Here is a 22,950-nt window from a genome sequence, read left to right as displayed (position 1 = left end):
CCGGCGCGGCCCTTGTTGCGGGCGAAGGGTCAGCCTTCGCCGTTGCAGCGCGCGAGGTCGGCGTTCTCGAGCGGCTTGCCATCGACGGTGAAGCTGGTAACCCGGCCCGTCTTTTTGGCGAGTGCGGCGCACATCATCAGCGGACGGCTGGTGCCGCGGCCTGCCGTGCAGGTCGTGCCCTCACAGACCCAGACGACATCGCGGGCGACGAAGCGCGCGGTCTTCGCCGCGTCGGCCAGTTCGGCGCGATAGAAAGGGCCGCCAGCGGCGGCGGCAGGAACAGCGGGGAGCGCCGCGGCGCCGATCGACAGCGCGCCCGCCAGGGCGAGCATCGGGGTGCCGGGGGAAAGCCGGAAATGGAACATGGGAGCCTCCTTTTTTTGACAACCGAAAGGTTGCGCTTCGCGATCTGGTGCGTCCGTTGCGAAATGCAACCGAGGCCCTATATTTTTTTGGCACGGCGGCGATTTTACGTTAGGGCATGGCCTATGGGAAAATTACGCGAAAAACTGAACGATCTTGATGGGGGCAATTGCGCCCTGCCGCTCGCGCTCGAGGCGATGGGCGAACGATGGTCCTTCATGATCCTTCGCGCCGCCTTCAACGGTGTCCATCATTTCGAAGAGTTCCAGCAGGAGCTCAATATCGCGCGCAACATCCTGTCAAACCGGCTGTCGAAGCTGGTCGATCATGGCATCATGGCGCGCGAAGTGATGGCCGAGGATCGTCGCAAGGTTCTGTATCAGCTTACCCAGAAGGGCGTCGAACTGCTGCCCGCGATGATCGCGCTGCGCCAGTGGGGCGAAAAATGGGGGGCGGGGGTTCCCTCGACCCCGGTGCTCGTCGATTCGCATGACGAACAGCCGATCGGCCCGGTGACGATCACCGCGCACGACGGCCGGCCGCTGGAATATGGCGAGCTTGTCTGGAAACATCGTTCGGAACTCCAGCCGCTCGGCCAGGCGCGCGTGCGGATGGCACCGGTCGCGGCCGAATGATCCCCACTTTGCGGACGACGCGCTCGTCCCCTGATTTCGGCGGCTGATATGGCAAGCCAGACTTCCCCGATTCCGTTGTTCGGCTTTTCCTCGCCCGGGCCGTTTTTCGGGAACAAGATCCGCGCCTTCTGGAATCTCCAGATCCTCGGCTGGCTCGGCTGGTTCGGGCTGCGCGTTGTGTCGGGGCTGGCGGGCGGCCAATCCTTCGATTTCCTTTTCCTCGTCGTCGTTTCCGCGGTTACGGGCTTTTCGCTGACACTGCTGCTTTCGGTTTGCTATCGCGCGCTGATCAACCGCCGCACGATCCTGATGTGGGGGGCAAGCTTCGGCCTCCTGGCCTTCGCCACCGCGGTCTGGGCCTTCATCGACGCCTGGCTGTTCCAGATATTGAAGCCCGACAGCGAGACGAGCTTTACTGGCCTGCTGCTGGTATCGATCTATATCGACGCGACGACGCTCGCCGCCTGGTCGGCGCTCTATTTCGCGATCAACTATTTCCTGCAGCTCGAGGAACAGAATGACCGCGTGCTGCGGCTCGAGGCGCAGGCCGCGTCGGCGCAGCTCGCGATGCTGCGCTACCAGCTCAACCCGCACTTCCTGTTCAACACGCTCAACAGCATCTCGACCCTTGTCCTTCTGAAACAGACCGAGCCCGCCAATGCGATGCTGTCGCGCCTGTCGGCCTTTCTGCGCTACACGCTCGCCAACGAACCGACCGCGCAGGTGACGCTGGCGCAGGAGGTCGAGACGCTGAAGCTCTACCTCGACATCGAGAAGATGCGTTTCGAGGACCGGCTGCGGCCGCATTTCCAGATTGATCCGGCGGCGCAGCGCGCCCGCCTGCCTTCGTTGCTGCTCCAGCCGCTGATCGAAAATGCGATCAAATATGCGGTGACACCGCAGGAAGAAGGAGCCGACATTACCCTGACGGCTCAGCTTGCCGGTCAAAATGTTCGGATTACCGTGTCCGACACCGGCACGGGATTGTCAGCCGATGGCGTCGACCCCACCACCGGGATTGCAACGGAATCGACCGGTGTGGGTTTAGCCAACATCAGGGACCGGCTGGCCCAGGCCTATGGCGACCAGCAACGGTTCGAGGTGCAATCGGGCACCGATGGCGGATTCACAGTGATTATCGAGATTCCGTTTCAGCCCGATGGACAAGCGACGATTGGAACCGAACGCACATGACGATCAGAACCATCCTGGTGGATGACGAGAAATTGGCGACCCAGGGCCTGCAGCTGCGGCTTGAAGCGCATAGCGATGTCGAAGTCGTGGACACCGCGCAGAACGGCCGGGAGGCCATTCGCAAGATCAAGACGCACAAGCCCGACCTCGTCTTCCTCGATATCCAGATGCCCGGATTCGACGGTTTTTCGGTGATCCAGGGGCTGATGGAAGTCGAGCCGCCGCTCGTCGTCTTCGTCACCGCCTATTCGGATCATGCGATCCGCGCCTTCGAGGCGCAGGCGGTCGATTATCTGGTGAAGCCCGTCGAACCCGAGCGGCTCGCCGATGCGCTCGACCGCGTGCGCCAGCGCCTCACTGAAAAGCGTGGCGCGGCCGAGGTTGAGCGGCTGAAGACGGTGCTTGCCGAAGTCGCGCCCGACGCGGTCGAGGAATATGATGCCGAAACGGCGGCCGATGCGCCTGCCGCTGACCGCTACGAAAAGATGATCAACATCAAGGATCGCGGGCAGATTTTCCGCGTCGATGTCGACAGCATCGAACGCATCGACGCTGCCGGCGACTATATGTGCATCTACACCGCCGACAATTCGCTGATCCTGCGCGAAACGATGAAGGATCTCGAAAAGCGGCTCGACCCGCGCAATTTCCAGCGCGTGCATCGCTCGACCATCGTCAACCTCAGCCAGGTGAAGCAGGTCAAGCCCCACACCAACGGCGAGTGTTTCCTCGTGCTCGGCTCGGGCGCGCAGGTGAAGGTCAGCCGCAGCTACCGCGACGTGGTCGCGCGGTTCGTGCACTAAGCGCCAACACATATCGTCATTGCGAGGAGCGAAGCGACGCTGCAATCCAGAGCAGGCGTAAGCCGCTTTGGACTGCTTCGCTGCGCTCGCAATGGCGAGGCTCTACAATTGATGCCCCGTGCGGTCGCGCTTCGTCGCGAGATATTGCGCGTTATATTTGTTCGTCGGCAGCGCGAGCGGGATGCGTTCAACGACGTCGACGCCCTCCTTTTCCAGTCGCGCGACCTTTTCGGGATTGTTGGTCATCAGGCGGATGCGCGGGATGTTGAGCAGCGCGAGCATCTGGCCGGCGATCGCAAAATCGCGCGCCTCGACGGGGAAACCCAGCCGCAGATTGGCGTCGACTGTATCATAGCCCTGATCCTGCAGCGCATAGGCGCGCAGCTTATTGACGAGGCCGATGCCGCGGCCTTCCTGGCGCAGATAGAGCAACACCCCCCATGGCGCGTCGGCCATCGCGTGCAGCGCCGCATGCAGCTGCGGTCCGCAATCGCATTTGAGACTGCCGAGCACGTCGCCGGTCAGGCATTCGCTGTGCAGACGCACCACGGGCGGATTGCCGTCGCGCTTGCCGATAATCAGCGCGACATGGTCCGACGCTTCCTCGGGGCTGCGAAAGGCGACGATCTCGGCGGTTTCGCTCGCCGCGACAGGCAGGCGCGCGCGCGCCGCGATTTCGAGCCGCGCCGGGTCGAGCAGGGCGGCGACGTCGGCGGCGGAACAGACGGTTTCGGCTTCACCTCCGGCCGTGTGCACGAAAAAGGCGGGGAGCAGGCCCGCGTGGCGCGCCATTGTCATCGCAGTCGCCGCCGCCGCCTCGCCGCCGTTTGCGATCGTGCGAAACGGTCCTTTGAGCGGATTGGCAAGGTCGAGCGCCGGGTCGGCGATCGCCAGCGCCGCGGCGATGCTCGCGGCGCCATCCGCGAGCCGCACGGGCCCCGGCGTTGCGGCGGCGCGCTGGTTGGTAAGCTTCAGCGTGACCGCGCGCTCGCCCGAGATCAGCAGGTCGGCGCTGCCGAATTCGGCCAGCGCCGCATCGCGCGCGCTTTCGACGGCGAGCAGATCAAGAGCCCCGTCGGCGCCTTCGATCCGAAAGGGCCACCCGCGGCGCAGCGCGTCGATTGCGCGCGCGGCGCGGCGGGCGCCGCGGTCGCTACCCGCCGCGTCGCTCAAAATGCGAACTCCGTGACGAGGGGGATATGGTCGGACGGGCGTTCCCAGCTCCGCGCCGGCTGGACGACGCGGTGGCTCTGCGCCGCGTTCCGGATGTCCGGGGTAACCCACATATGGTCGAGCCGCCGACCGCGGTTCGACGCTTCCCAGTCCTTCGCGCGGTAACTCCACCAGGTGTAGAGCGGCGTCGGCGGCGCCACGAACTGGCGGCCGAGATCGATCCAGCCAGCCGCGGCCTGCAGGCGGGCGAGCGTATCGACCTCAACCGGCGTATGACTGACGACGTCGAGCAGCGCTTTATGGTTCCATACGTCGCTTTCGAGCGGCGCGACGTTGAAGTCGCCAGTCAGCACTGTGGGCGTATCGGCGAGCGCGCCCGCCCATTCGGTCATGCGCTCCAGAAAGTCGAGCTTCTGACCGAATTTGGGGTTTAGCGCGCGGTCGGGGATATCGCCGCCGGCGGGGATATAGACATTGTCCAGTCGCACGCCCGACGGCAGCGTCACGCCGACATGGCGTGCCTCGCCATTGGCCTGCCAATCATATTTGCGCACATCGGTGAGCGGCAGCTTGCTGACGATCGCGACCCCATGGTGCATCCGCTGGCCGTTGGTGACGATGTGACGATAGCCCAGATCCTCAAACATCTGCTTCGGAAACAGTCCGCATTCGACCTTCGTTTCCTGAAGGCAGAGGACGTCAGGCGCCTCTTCGCGCAGGAATTTCTCGACGATGCCAATGCGCGCACGCACGCTGTTGATGTTCCAGGAAGCAATGCTCGTTTGGGTCATGGGGTCCGGCTCTATCGGTGCGAAGCCTTCACTGCAATCGTTGCGGGCTGGTGCCGCCTGCAGCGACGCGCCGGACACGCCGCGCATAAACATAAACCCCCGTTCCAGGGGCGGTGGAACGGGGGTTCAAGGTCAGCGTTCGTCACGCTCTTGAATGAAGACACCTGGCAATCCGGTTGGGGCAACAGGGGGAAACCCAAAATCCGGAGGCCGTGTCGGCGCCTTCGAGAGTTGAAATAGCCCCTCTTCCCTGTCCCCAAGCTGAACGAAAATCGGCGGCTGTCGGCGACATTTGCAGTTCGTCGATGCCGAACGTCGGTTGGACGGAAAAAGGGCGCCGAATCCCATTGGGGAGACGGTGCCCTGTTCATAAAAGTCGTGCTGGCGTCAGACGCGGCCGCGCTGTTTGGGGCGGGGATCGGTCCAGCGGAAGGCCGAATCGGCGACCGGCACGTTGAAACGCTGGTTCGACAGATCGATCCGCGTCCGGTTGTTCTGCGAATCGAGCGCCACCCAGCCGCGCAGCCGCAATCCGCCCGGCGCCCCCGCATCGCGGATGAACACCATGGTGATCGTCCCATATTCGGGGCGCTTGGGATCCTTGACCTCGACGCTCAGCACATCGCTGTTTCCGGTCGGAACGACCTTCGCATATTTGGCGAGATCGCGATCGGGATCGAGCAGCGCGCCGAGCGGCGAATTTTTCACCGGCCAGCTTTGGACCTGCTTGACCTCATAATCGATCATCGTCAGGCGGCTGCCGTCGCCGACGATCAGCAGCGGGACGCCCTTCTGATACTGGAAGCGGATCTTGCCCGGACGCTTCAGCGTCAGCTGTCCGCTCAGCCGCTGACCGTTGCGATCGGTCTGCACGAAGTCGGCGGTCATCGAACTGGTCGACTTGAGGTGCGATTGCACCGCGGCGAGCGCGCTCGCCGATTGCGCGATGGCGGGCGCGGTCAGCGTCAGGCCGAGGGCGGCGGCGGGCGCGAGCGTCAGCGCGGCGGCGCGGGTCAGGAAATGGCGGTCGATCGTCAGGGTCATCGGGCTCTCTTGTCTGTTTCGGTCGATACCGGCTTGTTGCAGGGCGGCATTGAACCCGCCCTGAACCCGGCCTTTAGACGCTGTTCAAGTCGTTGGCGTGGCGAAAGTTCCCTATCGCGGCTGCCCATATTGGTCGGTCAGCACGTCGCGGCGGCCGACATGGTTCGGCGCGCTGACCAGCCCTTCGTCCTCCATCCGCTCGATCAGGCGCGCCGCGCTATTATAGCCGATGCGCAGCTGGCGCTGCAGCCAGCTGGTCGATGCCTTCTGGCTTTCGACCACGATCTGGCAGGCCTTGGCATACATGCGGTCCTCGGCGCTGTCGCCGCCCGCAGGCGCGCCTTCCATCGCGAAACCGCCATCCTCGGGATCCTCGGTGACGCTCTCGACATAGTCGGGGCGTCCCTGGCCGCGCCAATGGTCGGCGACCGCGCGGACTTCGTCGTCGGACACGAAAGGACCGTGGATGCGCGTGATCTGCTTGCCTCCGGGAACGTAGAGCATGTCGCCCTTGCCCAGCAGTTGTTCGGCGCCGGCCTCGCCCAAAATGGTACGGCTGTCGATTTTCGACGTCACGTTGAAGCTGATGCGGGTCGGCAGGTTCGCCTTGATGACGCCGGTGATGACGTCGACCGACGGACGCTGCGTCGCAAGGATCAGATGGATGCCCGCCGCGCGCGCCTTTTGCGCAAGGCGCTGGATGAGGAATTCGACTTCCTTGCCCGCGGTCATCATCAGGTCGGCCAGCTCGTCGACGACGACGACGATCTGCGGCAGGGGCTGATAATCAAGCGTTTCTTCCTCATAGACCGGCTGGCCGGTCTCGGGATCATAGCCCGTCTGGACACGCCGCCCGAGCGACTTGCCCTTGGCGAGCGCACCGCGCACCTTGTCATTGTAGGACGCGAGGTTGCGCACCGAGAGTGACGACATCATCCGGTAGCGATCCTCCATCTGCTCGACCGCCCATTTGAGCGCGCGCACCGCCTTCTTGGGTTCGGTCACCACCGGGGCAAGCAGGTGCGGGATGTCGTCATAGACGCTGAGTTCCAGCATCTTGGGATCGATCATGATCATCTTCACCTGATCGGGACCGAGGCGATAGAGCAGCGACAGGATCATCGCATTGAGGCCGACCGATTTACCCGACCCGGTGGTGCCGGCGATCAGCAGGTGCGGCATTGGCGCAAGATCGGCGATCACCGCGTCGCCGCTGATATTCTTGCCGAGGATGATGGGCAGCGCGCCGCTATGTTCCTGAAACAGCCCGCTGCCGATGATTTCGTGCAGCACGACGGCCTCGCGGTGCGCATTGGGCAATTCGATGCCGATGACGGTGCGCCCCGGAATCGGCGCGATGCGCGCCGACAGCGCCGACATGTTGCGCGCGATGTCGTCCGCGAGGTTCGACACGCGGCTCGCCTTGGTTCCGGGCGCGGGCTCAAGCTCGTACATGGTGACGACCGGACCGGGGCGGACCGCAGTGATCACGCCCTTGACCTGGAAATCCTCGAGCACCGATTCGAGCAAGCGCGCATTGCGTTCGAGCGCCGCCTTGTCGATCTGTCCCGCCGGCGTGTCGGGGGCCGGGGAAAGCAGGTCGATCGAGGGAAGCCGGTAATTGGTGAACAGCTCGGTCTGCGGCTTGGCGCGCGGCTTCGATGGCGCCGAGCGCTGCGCCGGGTCGGCAATCTCGGGCGGGGCGCGATCGCTCGGTTCGGCGCGCGGGCGCGGCCGGATCACGCGCTCGACCAGATTGGCGGGGCGCGGCGCATCGGCCGGGGCCGCGCGCGCCGGTTCGACGACCCGGTTTCCTTCGGCCGCCGGCAGTCTGAGCCGCCCGAGCCAGCCCTTTTCAAGCCGCAGCGAGCGCATCGCGAGCCAGAGGCCGACAAGGATGAGGAGCAGGATCGTGCCGAAGCGGATCAGCGCCGCGGCGGGGTCGCCTGCCAGCGCAAACAGCGGGGTGACCGCGCTCCCCGCGAGCAGAGCGAGCAGGCCGCCCCAACCCGCGGGCATCGGTGATCCCGACGCCGGCGACCAAAGCTCGGCGCCCATGCCGACGAGCAGGATGCCGGCAAAGCAATAGGTGAGCTGACGCAGCCAATAGGGCTGCGGCTCGGCCGCCCACAGCCGCCAGGCCATGATGCCGAACAGCGGGACGAGCAGCGCGACCGGCGCGCCGCCGACCGACAGGCCAAGGTCGGCGAACCAGGCCCCCGCATGGCCCATCCAGTTGGCGGCGCTGCCGCCCGCAGCGGTGTTGAGCGCTGCGTCGGTGCTGTCGTATGTGAGCAGGGCGAGCGCGAAAAACAGCGTGAAGGCGGCGAGCGCCAGTGCCGCGGCAATCACCAGCGATCGCGCGATGCTTTGTCTGAAAACGGTGCGCCAGTCGGCCTTCGCCGATGCGGGCTTGCGGCTTGCCATGCGGAATGCGGTCCTCGATCGATTAACCACGGCGATATGCGCATGGGGCGGACTCGTCGTCAAGCGGCGCCCGGCGCGCCGGCGATCCGGGTGCGCCTGCCCGCTTCCCAAGCGCGCCGGGCCAGAGTAGAGCGGCGGCATGAGCGAAATATTGCGCAGCGATGTCCTGATCTCCGGCGGCGGGCTTGTCGGCCAGGCTCTGGCGATCGCGCTTTCCCATCATGGTCTGTCGTCGCAGATCGTCGACCCCGCCGATCCGGTTGCGACGATCGCGCCAGGCTTCGATGGCCGCGCCTCGGCGATCGCCAGCGCGGTATGGCAGATGTTCGGCGTGCTCGGCCTTGCCGACCGGCTCGCACCCCACGGCTGCCCGATCCGCGCGATCAAGGTCAGCGACGGGGGACAGGCGGGCGAGCTCGATTTCGTCGCCGATGCGGACGCCCCCGCGCTTGGTACGATGGTCGAAAACCGCCAGCTTCGCGTCGCGCTCGCGGCGGCGCTTGCCGAGGCGCCGCTGGTGCGCCTGTTCATGCCGGCGAAGGTGGTCGCGCGCGATATCGACGCGCATGGTGTCACGCTGACCCTCGCCGATGGCACGCGGCTCGCGGCGCCACTGCTCATCGTCGCCGAAGGGCGCCGTTCGCCGACCCGCGATGCGGCGGGCTTCACGATCGCCAACTGGTCCTATCATCATCACGCGATGATCGGCGCGGTGGCGCATTCGCGTCCGCATGATCAGATCGCGCACGAAATCTTTTTCCCCTCGGGACCCTTCGCGCTGCTTCCGCTTGTCGACGATGGCGAGGGGCGGCATCGCTCGGCCTTCGTGTGGACCGTATCCGAACAGGACGGGCCGGGGTTCGCCAAGCTTGGCGACCGGGGCTTCCTTGCCGAACTCGGCAAGCGCGCGGGCGACATTCTCGGCACGATGGAGCTCGTCGCGCCGCGCATGACCTATCCGCTCGGCTTCCATCACAGCGCGCAGATCGTCGGCGACCGCATCGTCCTGGTCGGCGACGCTGCGCACGGCATCCATCCGATCGCGGGGCAGGGTCTCAACCTGGGGCTGCGCGATGCCGCGGCGCTGGCCGAGGTCCTCGTCGACGGCGCGCGGATCGGACTCGATCTTGGCGATGCGGCGCTGCTCGCGCGCTATCAGCGCTGGCGCGGGCTCGACAATCTGATGGTCAGCCTCGCGACCGACGGACTGACGCGGCTGTTCGGCATTCCGGGGCGCACCGCCTCCCTCGTCCGCCGTACCGGGCTCGGCGCGGTGCAGCGCATGCCGGCGCTCAAGCGCTTCTTCATGGACGAAGCGCGCGGCGAAGCGGGCGATCTGCCGCGGCTGCTGGCTGGCACCGAAATATAGCTAGTCCTGCTTGGGCGCCCCGTGCGACCGCGCTAACCATTGCGGCATAGCCTGATCCTGCGCGGCCATTTTGCCGCGGGGAACAGGGGACATAAGATGTCGGACAGGATCGAGGCACGGCGCACACCGCGGCAGAGGTGACGCCGGGTGCGCGGGCGCGGATCGATCGTGCCTTTGCGCGTCGCTGGCGCTCGCCGCACTAACGCTCTACTGCAGCGTCGCGCGTCCGTCGTCGCCGTCGAAGCGGCCGAAAAACTGCATCAACTGAATCACCAGTTCGGCGCGCGTTTCGAGCGGAGAGGTTTCAAGCAGCGCCTGCTTGGCCGCAGCGTCGAACGGTGCGACCTGCGCGATGCCGTTCACCAGTGTTTCGTCGTCGAGCTGACCGACCGAAGCCCAGTCGACGACATAGCCCTGCCGCTGGGCAAAGCGTTTCGCCTCGCGCTCAAGGCTCGCGCGCTCGATGCTCGACAGCGCTGCTTCATCCTCGACCTCGGCCTCTATTTCGGCCTCAACCTGGCGAAAGGGTGTCGTGACGTCGAGCTCGCGGCGGACGCGAAAGCGCGCGACGCCTTCCAGGACGATGTTGAACCGACCCTCGGCGAGCGCCTCGACGTCGATGATGCGCCCGACGCAGCCGACATCGTAAAGCGCGGGGGGCTCGCGATCCTCCTCGCCCGGGATCTGGCGCGGCTGGATCATCCCGATCTGGCGGTCGCGCGCCAGCACTTCCTGCACCATCGCCTTGTAGCGCGGCTCGAAAATGTGGAGCGGCAGGTGCAGTCCCGGAAACAGCACCGCCCCGGGCAGCGGAAAAATCGCGATCCGCTGAATGGTCAGGGGCGCGTCGGTCGACATCAGCCGAACAGGATCAGTGACAGGCGGCGGCGCTGGGCGGCGACCCACGGATCTTCCAGCCCCACCGCTTCGAACAGCGACAGCAGCTTCGCGCGCGCTGCCCCGTCGTTCCATTCGCGGTCGGCGGCGACGATGTGGAGCAGATTGTCGGCGGCGGCATCGCGCTGTCCCGCGCCGATTTGCGCCACGGCAAGATCAAAGCGCGCCTGATGGTCGTCGGGATGGGCGGCGGTCGCGGCTTCCAGCGCCGCGAGTTCGCCGGCGTCGGGCGCATCTGCGGCGAGTTCGAGCGCGCTTTTCGCCTGCGCGATCGCGGGATCGCCCGCAATGTCGGCGGGGACGGCGGCCAGCGCCAGCGCCGCACCTTCGCTATCGCCTGCGGCGAGCAGCGCGCGGATCAGCCCGCCGTGCGCGGCGGCGCTGTCGGGCGCCATTTCGGCGACCTGCGAAAAAATGCCGACCGCGCGCGGGCCGTCGCCTTCGGCCAGAACCGATTCGCCCATTTCGAGCAGCGGGGCGATCTCGACCGCGCGTGCTCCGGCGTCGCTTTCGACCGGCAATTGAGCGAGCAGCTGGTCGAGCATCGACTTGAGCTGGCTTTCGCTGCGCGCGTTTGTCAGGTTGGCGACCGGCTGGCCTTGGAAGATCGCATAAACGGTCGGGATCGACTGGACCTGAAACTGGCTCGCGATGAAACCGTTGGTATCGACGTCGACCTTCGCCAGCACCACGCCCTTGTCGGCGTAATCGGCGGCGACCTTTTCGAGCACGGGGGCGAGCTGCTTGCACGGCCCGCACCATTCGGCCCAGAAATCGAGGATGACGAGCTTCGTCATCGACGGTTCGACGACGTCGCGGCGGAAGGCTTCGACGGCTTCCTTTTCCTGCGGGTTCAGCCCCAATGTCGCCACGCTCATGCTCCTTGCCGGTTGTTTCGCGCCATGGCGGCGGGCTGCAATGGCTCCGTGCCGACGCGAAAAGAATCTCTTCGCCGCGTTATGTGGGAATTATACGCCGGATGCCAACCCTTCGCCCGGCCCCTCTAAGAAAAGTACAAGGGGGGGCTTGCCGACTCCAAAAGCCGGTGCTAATCGCCCGCCTCACCCGCTGGCACCCACCGGTCGCCAGCCGCCAGAGCGGGCGTAGCTCAGGGGTAGAGCACAACCTTGCCAAGGTTGGGGTCGAGGGTTCGAATCCCTTCGCCCGCTCCAGTTTTCAAGGGGTTAGCACCGCCCCCTGTTTCCAAAAATCTCCAAATCGAGTATATACGGATCACATACGGATATGTGATTTGGAGGGGTGATTTTGGAAAATTCGGGTCTTAACGGTTCCACGACCGATCCCGTCGATTCACAGGAATCGAAAACTCCCCGTGGACAGAACATCCTGAAATCGAAGACTTTCAGGGACGGAGGAATCTACCTCTTCGTCCGTGGGGACTATGTGAAACCGACATGGATGTGTCGTATCAGAGCACCGGGAATGACGGGATATGTCTACCGGTCCACCCGGACGACTGACGAACACATAGCCTATAAGTTTGCGGACGACCTCTACCACCAGCAACTGGTCAAGGTTCATACCGGAGGGTTGTCTCAGGGAACGAAGATCACTGTCGGGATCGATCGATACATTGAACGGTTCGAAGCTGACGTGAAGCAGTCGGTCCAGTACAGGATTTTGCTTCTCAAACGGGTCAAGCTGCTGGTAGGTAAACAGACGTTCGATGGTCTCACCACCTCGACGATCTCCAAACTGACCGACGATCTCCGGAAAGCAACGAAGACAGGGGAAATGTCCCCCAACACCGTCAAACGGATTCACAACGACCTTCGAAACTTCTTCCGATGGTGCGTCGAAGAAGGACTTCTGAAGGAGATTCCGAAGTTCCCCCGGATCAACAGCGAGAAGTCCCGTCGACCCCATTTCAACGAAGCGGAATGGAGGAAACTTGTTCGGTATCTCCGGGAGTTCGTGAAAGTCGAGAATCGGAAGACCCGTCGAGAACGGAAGATGCTGATCGATTATGTGCTGATCCTGGCCAACACCGGCATCAGGGTCGGAGAAGCCCGTACCCTCAAATGGAGGGATATTCGGGAAGTCGATGGTGGAACGGGGAAACCCAAGAATGTCGTTCTGACCGTCACCGGTAAGACCGGAATTCGGGAGGTCGTTGCCCGAACCCCGGACGTGAAGAAATATGTCCGTCGCATCTATGATCTGCGGATCGAGGAGCTGGATGGTGAACCCCTGTCCTCCGATGGGCTGGTCTTCTGTCACAAGGACGGGTCGGCAATCGGGTCGTTCAAGAAGTCGTTCCAGTCCCTTCTCAAGGCCTGCGGTCTCGAGAAGGATTCATTCGGACGGGGACGAACGGTTTATTCCCTTCGTCACACCTATGCGACGTTCCGGCTTCACGAAGGGGTCAACCACTACACCTTGTCCCGGAACATGGGGACGTCCGTTCAGATGCTGGAAGAATATTATGGTCATACCTCCAACCTCACCATGTCGGAGGAATTGACCAAGGGTGGTGGCCAGTCAGCATCCAAAGGGACCGCAAAGCGGAAATCTACCCCAAAGTCGAAGGACACGGCCTTCGGATGGCTGGAAACTGCCGACACGGAGGAAATGCCTTCGACCATTGTGTCAGATTCAGCGGAGCTATCGGTCGAACCGACCTATGTGGACCTTATGACGGAATGACCGGACCCCGACGACATCAACCAAGGAGATGTCGTCATGGAATTGAATTTCGTTGCAAGCCGTGGACCGGAAAAAGCCAGTTCCTCGATCCTTCGTCGTCAGAAGCTGGTTCGTCGGATCGATCAGCAGATCAAGTTCGTCCGGGACATGATCGGGGGAGAGGTCCGTCGTGGATCATGGGTCTGGATGGATCAGCAGGGCACCTATTTCGTCCCGATCAAATACGGCCGATTTCCCCTCGAATTGAAGAAGGGAATGTTCTCGGTGCAGTGCAAGGACCTCGACGAGTGTGAACACGTCTTCTGCACGTTCAGAACGATGATTTTGGCCGGTGAACTCGACGATCATCTGACCAAGGCATCGACCGAGATCAGGAAGAAATTCGGGAAGTGAACTGCTCGGCAGCGGTCGATCAAACGGCCGCTGCCGAAGCCCCAATTTTTTCACCGTCTTGCACAGATCGTTGCATCGTCGTTGGTCCAGCAATCACCCCGACGAGTGACGTTGCCCAGCGGAAGCTGATATATCGGTTCAGCTTCGTCTACGTAGAGAAGAGGACAAGGATTTTTGTATGACGACAGTTCCGCTGTCGCATTCGGACCGCTGCCGTTGAGGTCGATAGTGCAGCCGTCGACGTTGGAAAACACAATTGCCCGATCATCTTTCGTGTTAACGGTGCATCGTCCTCGAATGATTGGGTTTCCGTGGACCGACACAGTGCAGCTGGCATCAGCAATTGTATCGTTAGGTACATCAAAGAAACGAGAATAAGCCAAGTTCGAACTCGGTATATCCGTCGGCGGCTGCTCAGCCGGATTGGAGGTTGATTGGGTCGAGACGGTCGGCTGGCTTGATTTTTGAATCGTGTCATTCGACCCGGAAACTTGGTCGATCACCTCTGACCTTTTGTCGGAATTCGTCACGGCCTCAGAACTATTAGCAACGGTGGCAGATCGTCTGCTCGATGATTTTGTTGCCGCTGCATAAAGGATCACCCCGACCAGTGCGACGAACGAGAAGAATAGAACATTCTTGAAAAGTCTCTTCTTCATACGCTTTGGGTAGCAAAACGAGCATAGGAAGACTTCCCTGACCCTTGTGTGAACCCTTGTCCGTGCTGGATTTGTATAGTCCCCCTTCCGGTTGGGGTCGAACATCCGTTCGCTGCTGCCGCTGATTTCCTCGAACCGGAATCTCCGCATCAGGTTTGATGGGAATATCCCCAAACAGTCGTAGCATTCCTTCTGGCCGTATTTCACAGCTATCCCTCCCTCACCCTGTAACGTGTTCCAATCGTGACATATCCGGTTGGACTCGATGCTAGGGCAAGAGAAAAATGACACGATTGGTATACAGACTGCGAACAGGACTTGCGGCCATTTCGCTGAATGGATGTGGTCCAACTCCTCGGAAAAAATGTCCGGAAGCATCGGAAGCTAAAGGGGATGACTCAGGAGCAGCTTGCACTCGAAGCCGAGATGGAACGGAGCTACGTCAGCGATTTGGAACGAGGGACACGAAATCCCAGCGTCCGTGCTTTGGGTCGGCTGGCCGAGGCGTTGTCGGTGAAGCCTGACGAATTGCTGAAATCGGAATGACCGGATGCGAAAACCCCCTCACAAGGAGGGGGCTTCAATGGTGTCACTTGAAAAGTATCTGCACGATACGGTCGTTGGGATCGGCATATGGCCAGTCGAGCAATTCTGGCTCGAAGGTTTGCCCGTCGTAATCGAAACGAGTGATAAATCGACAACCAAGCACGTCCTTGCAGTGAAGGGAAATGAGGTCGGGGTTGAAGGGTTTGTCCGTGGTCACCGAATAGCTGGCATGAAGCCTGTAGGTGTCACGGGCATATAGGTAGGGTGTCTTTGTCATCAAATCGGCGGCATCGGTCCCGTAACGGTCCTCATCGACGAAATCGGTCATCGAGGACAAACCAGCTTCATCGTCATAATAAAGCCGCTGCTCGCCGTTCCAGACCGTCATCTCAAGCGGGCTAGAGATATCGATCCCTTGATTGAAATAATGGTCACGCTGCCAAGCCCATGCAGGGATTTCTGACACCAAGCCCTGAGGGCTGCCTTCACACACATAGAGGCCTACGAGCTTGTTCAAGCCTTTCTGATCTCGATCTTTGAAGCGATATCCATGCTTCTTGGAAATCTGACCGACGAAAGCATCGACCCCGGTTCCAATAAAGTCGATCTCGAACTGATAGGACGGAACTCGAGTGTTATGGGAATCGAGAATGGAGTGAATGGGGAATTTAGATATAGTTGTAGTAGGCATCGAAAATATACTCATTATAGGGTTGGAATTGTGTTGAAATGATTTTCAACCATATAACTCTGACATAGGTAGGTATTTTCGAACAAGCCCTTGCAGAAATTATTTCCCAGAATTTTGAGATGAAATGCATTCCGCACTACGTTTTCTGAACTTGATAGCGATGTTCTTAATGGTCTGCGGATGAAACCGGCCTCCCTTCGACGAAGCCAATCCCTGGTCGTTCAGAATCCGAGCAATGGCTGAATAGGAGTGACCGGCATCAAGCAGCGGTCTGATCACCGGCTCCATCTGCCGTGCTGTTTCGAGGGCTTTCTGACGATTCCGTTCGGCCAGCACCCGACCATTCGAACCGAGGATCACACCTCGTTTCTTCGCCTCGGCCAACGCTGCACGGGTCCGTTCCGAAATCAGCCTCCGTTCCTCCTGAGCAAGGGCAGCGAATATGTGGAGTTGGAAGTCCGTGGCATTAGGCATCTCGGCAACGACGAGACTTATGCCCTGCTCCATGATCCCGGCAATGAAACTGACCTTCCGGGAAAATCGGTCCAGCTTGGCTATGATGATCTTCGCCGAGTGCTTCTTGGCAGAGGCGATCGCTTTCCAGAGTTCAGTCCGATCGTCACTCTTACCGGACTGGACCTCGACAAATTCACCGATCAGTCGATCATCGACTGACAGGAATTCTTGCACTTTCGATTTCTGAGCAGCCAGCCCCAAGCCGGATCGGCCTTGGCTTGTCGTCGATACCCGATAATATGCAACGTAATCGGCCAATCGATGCCTCCGTCAAAATCAAACCAAGGTTTGTCGTTGACGGATCAAGGCTCGAATGCGGTTGGGCAACGGGGGAGACGGATTCTTATGGATGAGCCTAACGCTGATGTCGCGCTTCTGACACCTGTTCCAAGCGAGCATCTGATTTCAGGTGAGGCCACCTGCCAACAGCATGGCTACGTGACCTATGGGACCGATGCGGTCGATGCGATGATGTTGTTTGTTCAGCAGATCGGAGATGATGCGACTGCTGATGTCTTGTTCTACGCTTCGGGAACACCAGTCTCCGGCGTTCCCAGAGCAACATATCGTGCTCGCTTCGAAAGATACTTGGGTGCGAAATCTGACGGCACGGCACCCGCGAAGGAGGCGGCGTTTCGGCCTCCTACGACCGCCCCGGACGGGAGGTGGCAGAGCTTTTATGTCGTCAGCAACTTGACGCGATTGGCCGTTCCCATCGAAATTCGGAATCTGACCAAGCTGTCTTCCACGGCCAAACTAAAATCCAATTTTGTACCCAGAGGCCCGTTAGTTATTGAAACTCCGTTCTAATCGACTGGCCCACCGCCATTAGGCGTACTGGAAGAGAGCCTGAAGGGAATGTCTCATCGCTCCCGCTCGCGGGGTGCAGGCGTCGAGCGAGCAGTCGAGCCGCGCGCGTTGAACATCTACCTCAGCAATAGTGCCAATATGTTTTCGTTATGTTTCCATTATTCCCCAATCGTGCTACCAGCTCTGTGTGGTCTGCGAGGCAGGCTCGAATCAGTGCGAGGTCGGCATGGCTAACAATCTGCACATCTCTTACGACCTGTATCAGCCGGGTCAGAACTACGATGGCGTAATCGCCAAAATCAAAGAGCTTGGCAGTTGGGCCAAGGTTCACAAGTCATTTTGGTATGTGAACTCGCCCTATACCGCTCGACAGGCTGTGAATCACATCTGGCCCGCAATGGACGCGCGCGACACGATATACGTGGTCGATGCAACCAACAATAACTCTGCGTGGGAAAACTTGCCTGATAATGTCGCAAGCCATATTCGCGATCAGTGGAATAAGTAGGCGGAGTAAGGCGCCTCTCCCCTTGCCTGATCGGCTTTTCAATCAACCGTCTATCATCCATTATGGGATAGATCGTTTGTGTGTCGTGGTGCGCACTCGTTGAGTATGGCAACTCGTCGATTGCTTTCGACTCCGATGACACGGTAGCTAACCTTGGGGAATGGGTCGATGGCGACCGCAATTGGGGAACACGACGAAGATGGAGCTTGAAGAACTCGTCCGAGATTTGCGGCCGGAGCATACCATTCTTCTATTTGGAGCAGGGTCTTCCATTCCTTCCAATGCCCCAACCGTTCAAGCGATCATCGATCACTTGTCGGCCCGCTTTTCACTCACTTCCGCAGGATTCAGTCTCTCCGAATTTACCGAGCTTGTTGAGCAGCGCTCCAAGGATAGGCGGCGGATGATCACCGACGTGCGTTCCCTTTTCAAAGGCATCAAACCGACCGCGGGCCTTCTCAATCTCCCGCTCTACGCTTGGAAGTCAATTTACACGACGAACTACGATGATCTCATCGAGCAAGCGTATAAGAAAAAAGGGAAACAACTGGGGGTGTTCACCTCCAACTTCGATTTTGGAAACTCTCCTCGTAATGCGGATACGAGGCTCTTTAAGATACATGGTACGATCGAAAAGGACCCGTCGTTCGGTGATATATCTAGGATGATTTTAACAGAATCAGACTACAATAATGCGATCGATTATCGGGAGCATATATTCGCTTCTCTACAGGCTGAGCTGGCTGATTCCGATCTTATTATAATTGGTAGCTCTCTTTCAGACGACGATATCAAGCCTCTAATCACGAAGGCCCTTCAGCTAAATGCGAAGGCAATGGTCGGCGGCAGGATCAGCCTGTTGATGTACCAACGCGATGAAGGGCGAGCGGACCTCTATCGTGGTCAAGGCATCAATGTCGTATTTGGCGGAATCGACGACTTCTTTGCAAATTTGGCAAAGGTATCTCCGGGGCCGCTGTTCGATTATCAACCGTCGGATTCAATTCTGGAGAGCTTTCCTAAGCTCGTTCCCACCGTAGTCGATGTAAAGCATGAACTCGATACCGGCACATCTAATGTCAGTCGCATGTTCGCGGGTTGGCCTGCTAGCTTTGCAGATATTCATCGAGGACTGACGTTCGAGCGTTCGGTAGCTCAGAGCATAGCCTCGCATATCTCAGCGGAAGATGGGATTTGCATGACGGTTGTTGGAGCCAGTGGGGTCGGCAAAACCACTGCTGCCCGGCAGGTATTGGTCACACTCGCGAACCAGGGCCATAGCTGTTGGGAGCACCGCACCGATTTGAATCTAGAGCCGGACTGTTGGCTTAGCTTGGCTGGTGCGCTGGACAAAGCGGGTCGAAAAGGTGTGCTCTTCGTAGATGAGGCCCACGGACATATTCGTGAAATCAATGATCTCGTGGATCGTCTCGTCGGTGCCGGTCTAGGCTCACTAACGGTCTTGATGGCATCCAGCAGGAACCATTGGAAACCAAGAATCAAGTCTCCCAATATCTACAAGCGCGGAAAGCTTTTCGTGCTGTCCAAAGTCGGTGGCGAGGAGATCGAGCGACTGCTTTCGCTGGTCGACTCCAGCACCGATCTAGCGAAGCTGGTCGAAACTAGCTTCTCCGGTTTCACTCGGGCGGAAAAGCGCCGGCGCCTCATCGACCGGTGCGAATCCGACATGTTCGTTTGTATGCGCAATATTTTTGCGTCCGAGAGCTTCGACAACATTATTCTTCGAGAGTTCGCTGAACTCGATGAAGTCTATCAGGATGTATATCGCTTGGTTGCAGCGCTCGAGAATGTGGGCGTGAAGGTGCATCGGCAGCTTATCATCCGCCTATTGGGTATCCCGATGGCTAGCACCATGGCGCTATTGGAAAATATGACGGATATCGTCAATGAATACACGATCAATGCAAAGCACCATATCTATGGATGGAGAGGCCGCCACCCAGTCATCAGTGCAATTATCGTGAAGTATAAATACAATGACACGAATAAGATCGTCGATCTGTACGACAAAATTATCGATACCGCGGTCCCAACGTACGATATTGAGGTTAGGTCACTGATCGAGCTTTGCAACGTCCAAACGGGGATTCCCCGCCTTCCCGACAAGGAGGTGCAAAATCGACTTTTGCGTAAGCTAGTTTCGCTGGTTCCGGGACAGAGGGTGCCGCGGCATCGCCTGATCCGCAATCTAACTGACATTGGCCAATACGATCAGGCTCAAACCGAGATTCGAATTTTTGAAACCGATTTCAGGAAAATCGATGCGCCCGTCACCCGATTGAAGATAGAGCTTCTAATTGCACGCGCTACCGAAAGCCCTGGGCTTTTAGTTGAAGATCGGCTGGCCATTCTGAATCAGGCGCGAGAGGCGGCGTTAGTCGGCACCCAGCGCCATGCACATGCAACAGGGGTGTTTGGGGCTTACTGCAATGTTGGCATCAACATACTGCGTTACAGCGGTGACCGCACCGTTTTCGACGACGCGATGGCGAAGCTCAACAAGGCTTACGAGCGTTTGGCTGATCCGGAAATTAGCTCCATTATCCGGCACTATGAGCGGCTAGAATCCAACATCCTGAGCGATATTTCAGCCAGTGAGATGGAGGCAGAGTTGGTTGGGGACCTTGATTAGTGCCCAGTAGGCTGAAAATAATCGAACTGAGAACCGCAGATGTCTTTCAAGGCATGGTTCGCGTTCATCGCAAGCACAGACGCGACGTGCCAGCGGGGCGCGTCTGCAAAATGAGCTGCAACGGAAAATCAGTTTTGTTGGTAGCTCGCGGAGCAAGGAGGAATCAGCCGGACAGCGTCGCGGTCGATCTTCGCACACGAAACCGGCTTGGAATTTCTTCATACGACCACGAGGTCGAAGTGGATTTTAAACCTGCCAATTGGCTCGATGAGGTGTTGTGGGGGTGGCATGCGTCAGAGCCGATATCTCGAATTGCCACGCGCTTAGGAGCCATCTCTTTGTTCTTAGGTCTGTTGGGAGCAGTGCTCGGCACAGTGTCATTGTTAAGATAGGTCCGCTCGGAATGATGGCAGAACGCCATCTTGGGGGATAATAGCAACCTGATGGCAACGGTTAGCGCTGAACAGATCCGCGAACGGCTCCAGGGCATTCATAAGCGAAGACAACATTATGAGTGGAAGTCGGAACAGCCGGGGCGTTTGAAGCGCCATGAGATGTGGCGACATATGTATCTCACCGATCCGTATTTGGTAGGGGCTCCAGATGAGCGCGTCGCGGAGCGGTTCTGCAACATCTTCATGAATGCGATGGATCTCACGCCAGAGGGCAAAATCGGGCTAGTCCCATTCACTGAGACTGATGAGTATATGCAGGTCTTCACTCATATGCTCGAGGAATACGGGGCTCGACTTGGCGGCCATGCGCCACCAGACGTGATCGCGTCGGCTCGAGCGCCTTTGGTCAAATATTTCGAACACGGGACACCGATCGGCATCACAATGTTCGAGGGCTATTCCGCTCCCTCGACGCCCATCGTCGTGAAGTACGGAAAGCGTCAGTTTCTTGAGCCGATGCTTCAGAAGGGTGAACTAAGATTAGCTAACGCCGGACTCTACAATGACGCGAACCTGCTCAACGCCGTTCGAGATGATGAAACAAGCCGAACGTTCTTCATACCAACATATAAGGAACGGATGGAAGGAAAAGATCACCTTGTTTTCGATGGCCATAAGGTCTCATTCAACGATGATGATATCGTCATCCCGCTCGTTTTTGATGATTATTACCTTTTCAGCCTATGCCAGAACATCCATTATCGTATGCCGACGGATTTTGAAGCTGACGCTGCAATAGTAATCAAAGACCCGGTCCGCTTTAAGCAACGCTTGATTTCAACGTTCCTTTCTCGTTATCCAGAATGGATACCATATGAAGGAAGTGTAATTTACTACGATCCGTATAGAGACTACTCAAAATTCCGGATACCACAGATGGCAAAGCACTTCGGATATGCGTATCAGAAGGAAGTTCGCGTTGCCTTTTGCCCGAGAAAAAAGCCGTCCTCGCTGCTTGAACCCTTGCATCTAACTATAGGGCCAATGACCGAATATGCAGATATCGTTGCCGTCTAAGCCGCAAGGGCAGATCAGGTGAAGTTTTCAAAATAGGGCAATAACTGCGCATACCGCTCGACGAACTCCCAATCGCCCCGATGGCGAGAAGCCCGAGCACAAAAAAATAGCTCGTTCCGGACATCCTCTAACGAGGCTCTGGAACGAGCATTTGCCGCATGGCAACATTTCTCAAACGACCCAAAATGCTCATATCCGTTGAAGCTCATAGCGAATTCAAAAATCGCTGGGGGATCGTTGGCATCTGGCAGATCGTCTTTTGTCATTTCATATCCTTTATAGCGGCTGCTAGCAGGATATCTGGAAATTCGTTGGAACGATCAACGGGATGATAGAGCTTTTTGGAACAATTTTTGATGATTGAATTCGTTGAAACTGCTTGTAAATTTCTATTCTCATCAAGTTTCATAATGAGATTTTGAAAAGTCTTTTAGACACAACAAGGGATCAAGGTCCGAAGGGTCGAACCTCGTTGGTGGGGTGGTCTGAGAGAAAGTCGTCTGAAAGGGGTCTATACCCGTCGATCAGGACAGGTGGGTGTTGGACCAATCGAACGAGTCGATGTAGTCGGTCTTCCCACGGAACTTGCTAATGTATTTAGTCCATCCTTCGTCACAGGACGGCTGGATGTCGATCTGGTTGTAGCCCCAGTCGGTTCGTTTCCACGAATTCTCGATCATTCGGGAGAACCGATTATAGCTGACCTCGTCGGGACGATCGATCACACAGTGGAAATGAAGACGGGTGCCGTTACCCCCTTCGAGGACTGGGACCATCTGGACACGGACACCGTGTCGTTTGAACCGTTTCCCATAAACCTCTGTGTTCAGCAGGTTCGAGAAGTGACGATAGTTCTGTATTGCTCGATCTTGTGTGATCCGTTCGAACGACGAACCTACCTTAATCCCCTGTTTCAGGGTGAGGGTCACAGCAATAGGATTCACAAATCGAGATGGATTTGTAAATTCACGGAATGATTGTTGGTAAATTTTGTTGGTTTTATGGTGAGTCATTAAATGGTTTTTGGGTGTTGAGAGAAGTCTTATTACCCAAACACAGGTCCGATTTTCACTCAATACCTCCGAGACGATATTCCCATCACCTCCTCCCACTTGATGATCTCTGTTGCCTTCACCTTCTTTAGAGAGGTTGCTTGATCTGCAATAACCCATTGATAAGGTTTGATAATGATTTCTCTCTACCATATTCGGATCATATACGGATATAGAAGTCGGAAAATTTGACTTTGAAAATCATCTAGTTATAAATGAGATGAATATTGCCAAGGTTGGGGTCGAGGGTTCGAATCCCTTCGCCCGCTCCAGTTTTCCTAACAATT

Annotated in this window: 23 protein-coding genes and 1 tRNA gene; 12 read left to right on the top strand and 12 right to left on the bottom strand. The window is 58.7% G+C overall.

The features are described from left to right. Positions 1 to 29: 29 nt before the first annotated feature. Positions 30 to 365: a CC_3452 family protein gene (locus L0963_RS09660; RefSeq protein ID WP_186401329.1), complete on the bottom strand. Its 336-nt coding sequence runs from the start codon at positions 363 to 365 to the stop codon at positions 30 to 32. 123 nt (positions 366 to 488) lie between these two features. Between L0963_RS09660 and L0963_RS09655 the strand changes: the two genes are divergently transcribed. The 3 genes from L0963_RS09655 to L0963_RS09645 are packed head-to-tail and all read left to right on the top strand — an operon-like array spanning position 489 to position 2,995. Next, positions 489 to 998 (top strand): winged helix-turn-helix transcriptional regulator, encoded by a 510-nt coding sequence (locus L0963_RS09655; protein WP_003046553.1) that lies wholly within the window; start codon positions 489 to 491, stop codon positions 996 to 998. Between the two features lie 48 nt (positions 999 to 1,046). Further along, positions 1,047 to 2,192: a sensor histidine kinase gene (locus tag L0963_RS09650; RefSeq protein ID WP_186401328.1), complete on the top strand. Its 1,146-nt coding sequence runs from the start codon at positions 1,047 to 1,049 to the stop codon at positions 2,190 to 2,192. Further along, positions 2,189 to 2,995 (top strand): LytR/AlgR family response regulator transcription factor, encoded by an 807-nt coding sequence (locus L0963_RS09645; protein ID WP_186401327.1) that lies wholly within the window; start codon positions 2,189 to 2,191, stop codon positions 2,993 to 2,995. Before L0963_RS09650 ends, L0963_RS09645 begins: the two co-directional genes overlap by 4 nt. A gap of 102 nt (positions 2,996 to 3,097) precedes the next feature. Here L0963_RS09645 and ribA read toward each other — a convergent pair whose 3' ends face one another. From ribA to L0963_RS09625, 4 genes are all read right to left on the bottom strand, one after another. Further along, the gene (gene ribA, locus L0963_RS09640; RefSeq protein ID WP_186401326.1) at positions 3,098 to 4,168 is read right to left on the bottom strand and encodes a GTP cyclohydrolase II; all 1,071 of its coding nucleotides are present in this window, start codon (positions 4,166 to 4,168) and stop codon (positions 3,098 to 3,100) included. After that, entirely contained in the window at positions 4,165 to 4,959 is a 795-nt protein-coding gene (locus tag L0963_RS09635) for an exodeoxyribonuclease III (protein WP_062901212.1), read from the bottom strand. The genes ribA and L0963_RS09635 overlap by 4 nt, the downstream gene beginning before the upstream one ends. A gap of 387 nt (positions 4,960 to 5,346) precedes the next feature. Then, positions 5,347 to 6,003, bottom strand: coding sequence for a LolA family protein (locus L0963_RS09630; protein WP_234179308.1), 657 nt, complete (start codon positions 6,001 to 6,003; stop codon positions 5,347 to 5,349). Positions 6,004 to 6,114: 111 nt separating this feature from the next. Continuing rightward, complete coding sequence (locus L0963_RS09625) at positions 6,115 to 8,430, bottom strand: FtsK/SpoIIIE family DNA translocase (RefSeq protein WP_234179307.1); 2,316 nt, start codon at positions 8,428 to 8,430, stop codon at positions 6,115 to 6,117. 139 nt (positions 8,431 to 8,569) lie between these two features. Here L0963_RS09625 and L0963_RS09620 point away from each other — a divergent pair, with 139 nt between their 5' ends. Beyond that, a complete protein-coding gene (locus tag L0963_RS09620) occupies positions 8,570 to 9,799 on the top strand; it encodes an FAD-dependent monooxygenase (protein ID WP_062901209.1) in 1,230 nt (409 codons plus the stop codon). A gap of 207 nt (positions 9,800 to 10,006) precedes the next feature. On the opposite strand, the gene L0963_RS09615 is transcribed toward L0963_RS09620, so the two are convergent. Further along, positions 10,007 to 10,657: an LON peptidase substrate-binding domain-containing protein gene (locus L0963_RS09615; protein WP_186401323.1), complete on the bottom strand. Its 651-nt coding sequence runs from the start codon at positions 10,655 to 10,657 to the stop codon at positions 10,007 to 10,009. Further along, entirely contained in the window at positions 10,657 to 11,568 is a 912-nt protein-coding gene (locus tag L0963_RS09610) for a tetratricopeptide repeat protein (protein ID WP_234179305.1), read from the bottom strand. Before L0963_RS09610 ends, L0963_RS09615 begins: the two co-directional genes overlap by 1 nt. 225 nt (positions 11,569 to 11,793) lie before the next feature. Between L0963_RS09610 and L0963_RS09605 the strand changes: the two genes are divergently transcribed. The 3 genes from L0963_RS09605 to L0963_RS09595 all read left to right on the top strand — a co-directional run bounded on the left by L0963_RS09605 (position 11,794) and on the right by L0963_RS09595 (position 13,756). After that, positions 11,794 to 11,868, top strand: a tRNA-Gly gene (locus L0963_RS09605). A gap of 271 nt (positions 11,869 to 12,139) precedes the next feature. Continuing rightward, positions 12,140 to 13,363, top strand: a complete 1,224-nt coding sequence (locus L0963_RS09600) for a tyrosine-type recombinase/integrase (RefSeq protein WP_234179304.1) — start codon at positions 12,140 to 12,142, stop codon at positions 13,361 to 13,363. 36 nt (positions 13,364 to 13,399) lie between these two features. After that, positions 13,400 to 13,756 (top strand): hypothetical protein, encoded by a 357-nt coding sequence (locus tag L0963_RS09595; protein WP_234179302.1) that lies wholly within the window; start codon positions 13,400 to 13,402, stop codon positions 13,754 to 13,756. 50 nt (positions 13,757 to 13,806) lie between these two features. On the opposite strand, the gene L0963_RS09590 is transcribed toward L0963_RS09595, so the two are convergent. After that, positions 13,807 to 14,622, bottom strand: coding sequence for a hypothetical protein (locus L0963_RS09590; protein WP_234179300.1), 816 nt, complete (start codon positions 14,620 to 14,622; stop codon positions 13,807 to 13,809). Between the two features lie 129 nt (positions 14,623 to 14,751). Between L0963_RS09590 and L0963_RS09585 the strand changes: the two genes are divergently transcribed. Continuing rightward, the gene (locus L0963_RS09585; protein ID WP_267960601.1) at positions 14,752 to 14,961 is read left to right on the top strand and encodes a helix-turn-helix domain-containing protein; all 210 of its coding nucleotides are present in this window, start codon (positions 14,752 to 14,754) and stop codon (positions 14,959 to 14,961) included. A 43-nt stretch (positions 14,962 to 15,004) separates the two neighbouring features. Here the strand turns inward: L0963_RS09585 and L0963_RS09580 are convergent, their stop codons facing one another. Then, complete coding sequence (locus L0963_RS09580; RefSeq protein ID WP_234179298.1) at positions 15,005 to 15,667, bottom strand: hypothetical protein; 663 nt, start codon at positions 15,665 to 15,667, stop codon at positions 15,005 to 15,007. Positions 15,668 to 15,751: 84 nt separating this feature from the next. Further along, complete coding sequence (locus tag L0963_RS09575; RefSeq protein WP_234179296.1) at positions 15,752 to 16,426, bottom strand: recombinase family protein; 675 nt, start codon at positions 16,424 to 16,426, stop codon at positions 15,752 to 15,754. Positions 16,427 to 16,513: 87 nt separating this feature from the next. Here L0963_RS09575 and L0963_RS09570 point away from each other — a divergent pair, with 87 nt between their 5' ends. The 4 genes from L0963_RS09570 to L0963_RS09555 all read left to right on the top strand — a co-directional run bounded on the left by L0963_RS09570 (position 16,514) and on the right by L0963_RS09555 (position 21,611). After that, positions 16,514 to 16,978, top strand: a complete 465-nt coding sequence (locus L0963_RS09570; protein ID WP_234179294.1) for a hypothetical protein — start codon at positions 16,514 to 16,516, stop codon at positions 16,976 to 16,978. 226 nt (positions 16,979 to 17,204) lie between these two features. Continuing rightward, the gene (locus L0963_RS09565) at positions 17,205 to 17,486 is read left to right on the top strand and encodes a hypothetical protein (protein WP_234179291.1); all 282 of its coding nucleotides are present in this window, start codon (positions 17,205 to 17,207) and stop codon (positions 17,484 to 17,486) included. A 199-nt stretch (positions 17,487 to 17,685) separates the two neighbouring features. After that, entirely contained in the window at positions 17,686 to 20,139 is a 2,454-nt protein-coding gene (locus tag L0963_RS09560; protein ID WP_234179289.1) for an SIR2 family protein, read from the top strand. 443 nt (positions 20,140 to 20,582) lie between these two features. Then, a complete protein-coding gene (locus L0963_RS09555) occupies positions 20,583 to 21,611 on the top strand; it encodes a hypothetical protein (RefSeq protein WP_234179288.1) in 1,029 nt (342 codons plus the stop codon). A 14-nt stretch (positions 21,612 to 21,625) separates the two neighbouring features. Here L0963_RS09555 and L0963_RS09550 read toward each other — a convergent pair whose 3' ends face one another. Together L0963_RS09550 and L0963_RS09545 are read right to left on the bottom strand one after the other, a co-directional pair. After that, the gene (locus tag L0963_RS09550; RefSeq protein ID WP_234179286.1) at positions 21,626 to 21,877 is read right to left on the bottom strand and encodes a hypothetical protein; all 252 of its coding nucleotides are present in this window, start codon (positions 21,875 to 21,877) and stop codon (positions 21,626 to 21,628) included. A gap of 258 nt (positions 21,878 to 22,135) precedes the next feature. Continuing rightward, positions 22,136 to 22,540 (bottom strand): rolling circle replication-associated protein, encoded by a 405-nt coding sequence (locus L0963_RS09545; RefSeq protein WP_234179285.1) that lies wholly within the window; start codon positions 22,538 to 22,540, stop codon positions 22,136 to 22,138. Positions 22,541 to 22,950: the final 410 nt, after the last annotated feature.

Source organism: Sphingopyxis sp. NFH-91, assembly GCF_021401285.1.
Taxonomy (GTDB): Bacteria; Pseudomonadota; Alphaproteobacteria; order Sphingomonadales; family Sphingomonadaceae; genus Sphingopyxis; species Sphingopyxis terrae_A.
The sequence above is the reverse complement of the archived record's forward strand: the minus strand, read 5'-3'. Positions and strand labels throughout refer to the sequence as shown.